The organism is Streptomyces sp. NPDC053673 (genome assembly GCF_055585225.1).
Genome location: NZ_JBVJKN010000057.1, coordinates 24,453 through 31,753, shown reverse-complemented (window position 1 = coordinate 31,753; position 7,301 = coordinate 24,453). Strand labels below are relative to the sequence as shown.

The 7,301-nt window shown below is 72.3% G+C and carries 1 protein-coding gene; it reads right to left on the bottom strand.

Features of this window, described 5'->3' with window-relative positions:
• The coding region (locus tag ACZ6ZQ_RS37240; RefSeq protein WP_469772970.1) for a type I polyketide synthase at positions 1-7,267 on the bottom strand (7,267 nt) is incomplete at its 3' end.
• Between the last annotated feature and the right edge of the window lie 34 nt (positions 7,268-7,301).

Genomic DNA, 7,301 nt, shown 5'->3' with positions numbered 1-7,301 from the left:
CGATCGAATGACCAGCCAGGAAGTCCGGCCTCACACCCCACGACTCCACCAGCCGGAACAACGCCACCTCAACGGCAAACAACGCAGGCTGGGTGAACTCCGTCCGGTCCAACGCCTCAGCATCGGACCCGAACAGCACGCTCTTCAGCGGCAGTTCCAGGTGCCGGCACACCTCATCCAGCGCCTTGGCGAACACCGGATACGCCTCGTACAACTCACGGCCCATCCCCAGCCGCTGACTCCCCTGCCCCGTGAACAGGAACGCCGTGCGGCCGCCCTTCGCGACCGTGCCCCGGATCAGGCCGGGAGCCGTGCGCTGGTCGGCGAGTGCGTCGAGTGCGGTGGCGATCGTGTCGCCGTCGGACGCGACGACTACGGCGCGGTGGTCGAAGGCCGTACGGCCGGTGGCCAGCGAGTACGCCAGGTCGGGCAGAGCGGTGTCGGGGTGGGCCGCCACGTGTGCCCGCAGGGCGCGGGCCTGGGCCGCCAGGGCGTCCGCGCTGCGGCCTGAGAGCCGCAGGGGCACCGCACCCGGCGTGTACACGCGATGGGCCTCAGCCGGGGCCTCCTCGGCGGCGGCATCGGGCGCCTGCTCGATGATCGTGTGGGCATTGGTGCCGCTGATACCGAACGACGACACACCCGCGCGGCGCGGACGGCCCGTCTCCGGCCACGGAACGGACTCGGTGAGCAGCGAGACCGCCCCCTCCGACCAGTCCACGTGCGGCGAGGCGTGCTCGGCGTGCAAGGTGCGCGGCAGCACTCCGTGCTGCATGGCCAGCACTGTCTTCATCACGCCCGCGACACCCGCCGCGGCCTGGGTGTGCCCCATGTTCGACTTGATGGAGCCCAGCCACAGGGGGCGGTCCTCGGGGCGGTCCTGACCGTAGGTGGCCAGGAGCGCCTGGGCCTCGATCGGGTCGCCGAGCGTCGTCCCCGTGCCATGCGCCTCCACCACGTCCACGTCGGAGGCCGACAGTCCCGCGCTCGCGAGTGCGGCACGGATGACGCGTTGCTGTGAGGGGCCGTTGGGAGCCGTCAGACCGTTGCTCGCACCGTCCTGGTTGATCGCCGAGCCACGCACGATCGCCAGTACGGGGTGCCCCTTGGCCCGCGCGTCCGACAGCCGCTCGACGAGCAGCATGCCCACGCCCTCGCTCCAGCCCGTGCCGTCGGCGTCGGCCGAGAAGGCGCGGCAGCGGCCGTCGGCCGCGAGGCCGCGCTGGCGGCTGAAGCCGACGAACGTGCCTGGGGTCGCCATGACGGTGACACCGCCGGCGAGTGCCATGTCGCACTCGCCCGTGCGCAGCGCCTGGGCGGCCATGTGAAGGGCGACCAGCGAGGACGAGCAGGCGGTGTCGATGGTCACGGCGGGGCCTTCGAGACCGAAGGTGTACGAGACGCGGCCCGAGGCGATGCTGCCGGTGCTTCCCGAGCCGAGCGAGCCTTCCGCTCCGTCGGCGGAGCCCTCAAGGAGCGACGCGTAGTCGTGGTACATGACACCCGCGAACACGCCGGTCCGGCTGCCGCGCACGGTGGCCGGGTCGATCCCGGCCCGCTCGAACGCCTCCCAGGTGGCCTCCAGGAGAAGCCGCTGCTGCGGGTCGGTCCCGACGGCCTCGCGCGGGCTGATCCCGAAGAAGGTCGGGTCGAATGCGGCGGCGTCGTGCAGGAAGCCACCATGGCGGGTGTACGAGGTGCCGGGGTGCTCGGGATCGGGGTCGTACAGTGACTCGATGTCCCAGCCCCGGTCGGCCGGAAAGCCGGAGATCGCGTCGCCGCCGTTCTCCAGGAGCCGCCACAGTTCCTCGGGGGTGGTGACGCCGCCCGGGTAGCGGCAGCTCATCGCCACAATGGCGATCGGGTCGTCGTCGACGGCTGCGGGCACCGGCTTTCCTGCCGCGGGCTCTGCTTGCGAGCCGCCGAGTACGAGGGCCAGGTGGCGGGCGAGGGTGAGCGAGGTCGGATAGTCGAAGATCAACGTGGCGGGCAACCGCCTGCCGACGGACGTGCCCAGCCGGTTGCGCAGCTCGACCGCCGTGAGGGAGTCGAAGCCCAGCTCGCTGAAGGCGTGTTCGGGTTCGATGGCGTCCGGGGAGCCGTGGCCGAGTACGTCGGCGACGTGAGTGCGGACGAGGTCGAGAAGCAGCCGCTCCCGCTCGGGCACGTCGAGGCCGAGGAGCTGCTGTTCCAGGGCGGAGCGGTCCGACGCGGTGCGGCCGGTGGCGCCGGCGGCGACGCGCCGTGCGCGGCTGCGGACCAATCCGCGGAGCAGTGGGGCGACTTCACCGCCGGGTGCATGGGCAGGAAGGGCCAGCCGCATGGGCACGAGCAGTCCCTGATCAGCGGATGCGTGGTCGTCCTCGGCGCCGCCGAGGGCTTCGGCGAGGTCGAGGAGCGCGAGGCCCTCGGCGGCGGTGAGGCCATGCACGCCGCCACGCTTCATCCGGTCGAGGTCGGCCTGCTCCAGGGCTCCCGCCATGCCGTCGGCATCCGCCCACAGGCCCCAGGCCAGTGACTGTCCGGGAAGTCCCTGGGCGCGGCGGTGCTGGGCGAGGGCGTCCAGGAAGGTGTTGGCCGCTGCGTAGTTGCCCTGACCGGGCGCGCCGAAAACTCCGGCGGCCGAGGAGAACAGGACGAAGGCCGTCAGGTCGAGGTTGCGGGTGAGGTCGTGGAGGTGGAGTGCCGCGTCGGCCTTGGGGCGCAGGACGGTGTCGAGTCGCTCGGGGGTGAGCGAGTCGATGATGCCGTCGTCCAGCACACCGGCCGTGTGCACGACCGCCGTGAGCGGATGCTCCGCCGGAACATCGGCCAGTACGGCCGCCAGCGCGTCCCGGTCGGCCGCGTCGCACGCGGCCCACGACACCTCGGCACCCGACTCCACCAGCTCTCCGGTGAGTTCGGCCGCACCGGGCGCCCGCTCCCCGCGCCGGCTGAGCAACAGCAGATGCCGCGCGCCACGCTCGTTCACGAGGTGCCGGGCGACGAGCCTGCCGAGAGTGCCGGTGGCGCCCGTGATCAGGACGGTGCCTTCCGGGTCGTACGTCGGTGTCTCGGCGCGGGCTGTCGCGGGGAACCTGGCCAGGCGGGCCGCGTGGGCCGTGCCGTCGCGCAGGGCGAGCTGCGGCTCGTCGGTGGCGAGCGCGGCGGCCAGCGCCTCGGAGGAGGCGCCGGTGCCGTCGGTGTCGACGAGTACGAACCGGCCGGGGTGCTCGGCCTGCGCGGAGCGGACCAGCCCCCAGACGGCGGCGTGCACCGGGTCGGGTACCTGGTCGGCGGCGCCGGCGGCCACCGCGCCCTCGGTGAGCAGGACGAGCCGGGTGCCGGCGAGCCGGTCATCGGCAAGCCAGTGCCGCAGCAGGCCGAGCGTCCGGTGCGTGGCCTCGTGGACCGCCTCCGGGGTGAGAGCGGGCGCGCCGGGGTGTCGTACGACTACGGTGCCGGGCAGGGGGTCACCGGCATCGAGGGCCGCGCTCAGCGCCGCAAGGTCGGTATGGCGGGCGGCGGGCACACCCCACTCGTCGGCACGAGGGATCTCTCCGAGCGCTGCCCCGTGCTCGTCGGCCGCGCCGGGCAGTGCGAGAGGGCTCCATTCCACCCGGAACAGCGCGTCGTGGTGACCGCTGCGTCCGGCCTCGAGTTGCTCGGCCGAGACCTCGCGCAGCGCGAGTGAGGCGATGTCGGCCACGGGCAGCCCTGCGCCGTCGGCCAGTGCCAGGGACACCGCGTCGGGACCCGACTTCGACAGCCGTACGCGCAGCACCGAGGCGCCCACGGCGTGCAGGGTGACGCCGCTCCAGGAGAACGGCAGCCTGCCCCGGCCGGTGTCCTCGGCCAGTCCGGCGAGGCCGATGGTGTGCAGCGCCGAGTCGAGCAGCGCGGGATGCAGCCCGAACCGGTTTGCCTCGGCGGCCTGTTCGTCGGCGAGTTCGATCTCGACGTACGTCGTGCCGTCGCTGCTCCGCCAGGCCCCGCGTACGCCTTGGAAGGCGGGGCCGTACTCCAGGCCCGCTTCGGCGAGTCCCTTGTACAGCTGGGTGACAGGGAGGGCGGTGGTGTCGGCCGGGGGCCAGACGTGCGGGGTGAAGCCGGGCGCCGGGGCCCCCGTGGCGAGGACGCCGTCGGCGTGCCGCGTCCACGGGTCACCGGAGTCGGAGTCCTGGGCGGCATCGGCGGTCGGCTCGGGGCGCGAGTGCACGCCCACGGATCGGCGGCCCGTGGCGTCCGGCGCGCCGACCCACAACTGGAGCTGCACGCCGCCGTGCTCAGGCAGCACGAGCGGCGCGTGGAGGGTGAGTTCTTCGAGGAGGTCGCAGCCGACCTGGTCGCCGGCACGGATCGCCAGCTCGACGAAGGCGGTGCCCGGCAGCACGACCGAGCCCATGACGGTGTGGTCGGCGAGCCACGGGTGGGTGTCGAGTGACAGACGGCCGGTGTAGAGGAAACCGTCGAAGTCCGCGAGTGCGACGGCGGCACCGAGCAATGGGTGCCCGGCCGCACCGAGCCCGGCCGAGGAGACGTCGCCGACGGGCCGTCCGGCGTCGAGCCAGTATGCGTCACGCTGGAAGGCGTACGTGGGCAGGTCGACGCGCTGGACGCCCGTGCCGGCGTAATAGGCGTGCCAGTCGACGGTCACGCCGCGGACGTGGAGCCGGGCGAGAGCGCCGGCAAGCGTCTCGGCCTCGGCATGGCCGTTGCGAAGCAGGGGCACGAAGGCGGCGGTGTCCCCGGTCGGGCAGTCCTGGGCCATGGCGGAGAGCACGGCGTGCGGGCCCAGTTCCACGAAATGCACGACGTTGCGGTCGGTGAGAGTGCGGATGCCGTCGAGGAACCGTACGGCTTCACGCACATGCCGGACCCAGTAGTCGGCCGAGCCCATCTCGTCGGTGACAAGCGTGCCGGTGAGGTTGGAGACGACCGGGATGCGCGGGGTCTCGTACGAAAGGCCCTCGGCGATCTTGCGGAAGGCGTCGAGCATGCCGTTCATGTGCGGCGAATGGAAGGCATGACTGACCGTCAGCCGCTTGCTCTTGCGGTCCTTGAAGGTCTCCGCGATGGCTGTGGAGGCGTCCTCGTCGCCCGCGATCACGACGGACTGCGGGCCGTTGACCGCGGCCATGCTCACCCCATCGGTGAGCAGCGGGAGGACCTCGTCCTCCGACGCCTGCAGCGCGATCATCACGCCATCGGACGGCAGCGCCTGCATCAATCGCCCACGCGCAGCGACCAGCTCACACGCATCCGCCAGCGACAGCACCCCGGCCACGTGCGCGGCAGCGATCTCCCCGATCGAGTGCCCCGTCAGGAAGTCCGGCCTCACACCCCACGACTCCACCAGCCGGAAGAGAGCCACTTCGAGAGCGAACAGCGCGGGCTGTGTGTACTCCGTTCGATCCAGCGCATCCGCGTCCGAGCCGAACAGCACATCCTTCAGCGGCTCTGCAAGACGCGGGTTCAGTTCCGCACACACCGCGTCCAGGGCGTCCGCGAACGCCGGGTGGGTTTCATACAGTTCCCGGCCCATCCCCAGCCGCTGACTCCCCTGCCCGGTGAACAGGAATGCCAGCTTTCCGGCGACCGGCCGGCCCCGGGTGATGCCCGGTGCCGTCTCGTCGGGGCCGAGGGCGGCGAGGGACTCCAGTGCCCGGGTGAGTCCGGCCCGGTCGCCGGCCGTGAGGACCGCTCGGTGCTCGAAGTCGGTGCGTCCGGTCGCCAGGGAGTGGGCGATGTCCCCGGCGCGCAGGTCCGGGTGCGCGGTCAGATGGGTGTGGAGCTTGTCCGCCTGGGCGCGCAGGGCTGCCGGAGTCCTGGCGGAGAGGTTCCAGAGCGACGGGACGGGCGGAGCGCCGCCGGCCGGGGTCTCGTCCTCGGTCGCGGCGGGCTCGGGGGCCTGTTCGATGATGGTGTGGGCGTTGGTGCCGCTGATGCCGAACGACGAGACGCCGGCGCGGCGCGGACGGCCGGTCTCGGGCCACGGTATGGATTCGGTGAGCAGCGAGACCGCGCCCTCGGTCCAGTCGACGTTCGGGGTCGGCTCGTCGACGTGCAGGGTCTGCGGGAGCACGCCGTGCCGCATCGCCATGACCATCTTGATGACGCCCGCGACACCGGCCGCGGCCTGGGTGTGGCCGAGATTCGACTTGATGGAGCCCAGCCACAGCGGTTGGCCGTCGGGGCGGTCCTGGCCGTAGGTGGCGAGGAGGGCCTGTGCCTCGATGGGGTCGCCGAGGGTGGTGCCGGTGCCATGGGCCTCGACGGCGTCGATGTGAGTGGCCGACAGCCGGGCGCCGGCGAGGGCGGCCCGGATGACGCGTTGCTGCGACGGTCCGTTGGGGGCGGTCAGGCCGCTGCTCGCACCGTCCTGGTTGACGGCGGAGCCACGGACGACCGCCAGGACCTGGTGGCCGTTCCTGCGGGCGTCGGAGAGCCGCTCCAGGAGGAGCATGCCCGCGCCCTCGCCCCAGCCCGTGCCGTCGGCGGCGGCGGCGAACGACTTGCAGCGGCCGTCGCCGGCCAGGCCCCGCTGGCGGCTGAACTCGATGAAGGTGCCCGGCGTCGACATGACCGTGACGCCGCCGGCCAGGGCGAGCGTGCACTCGCCGTTGCGCAGCGCCTGGACCGCGAGATGCAGGGCGACCAGCGAAGAAGAGCAGGCGGTGTCGACGGTGACGGCGGGGCCTTCGAGGCCGAGTGTGTAGGCGACCCGGCCGGAGGCGATGCTGCCGGAGCTGCCGTTGCCGAGGAAGCCCTCGATCTCCTCGGGCACGCTGAACAGGCGGGCGGCATAGTCGTGGTACATCAGTCCGGCGAAGACACCGGTACGGCTGCCGCGCAGCGACGACGGGTCGATCCCGGCCCGTTCGAACGCCTCCCAGGAGGTTTCGAGGAGCAGCCGCTGCTGCGGGTCCATCGCGAGGGCCTCGCGCGGCGAGATCCCGAAGAACCCGGGGTCGAAGTCGGCGGCGTCGTGCAGGAATCCGCCGACCTTCTCGTACGCCTCGATCCCGCTCTCCGGGTCGGGGTCGAACAGGACGTCGGTGTCCCAGCCGCGGTCGGTGGGGTAGGCGGATGCCGCGTCGCCGCCGCGGGACACGAACTCCCACAACTGCTCGGGGGTGTCGACGCCTCCGGGGTAGCGGCAGCTCATCGCCACGATGGCGATCGGCTCCTGCTCTCGCTCCTCCAGCTCGCGCAGCCGCCGTCGGGCCTCGCGGAGGTCGGTCGTCGCCCGCTTGAGGTAATCGAGGTACTTCTCCTCGTTCACCATTTACGCCATCCCCGTGGTCAGAGTCGGAAAGCTC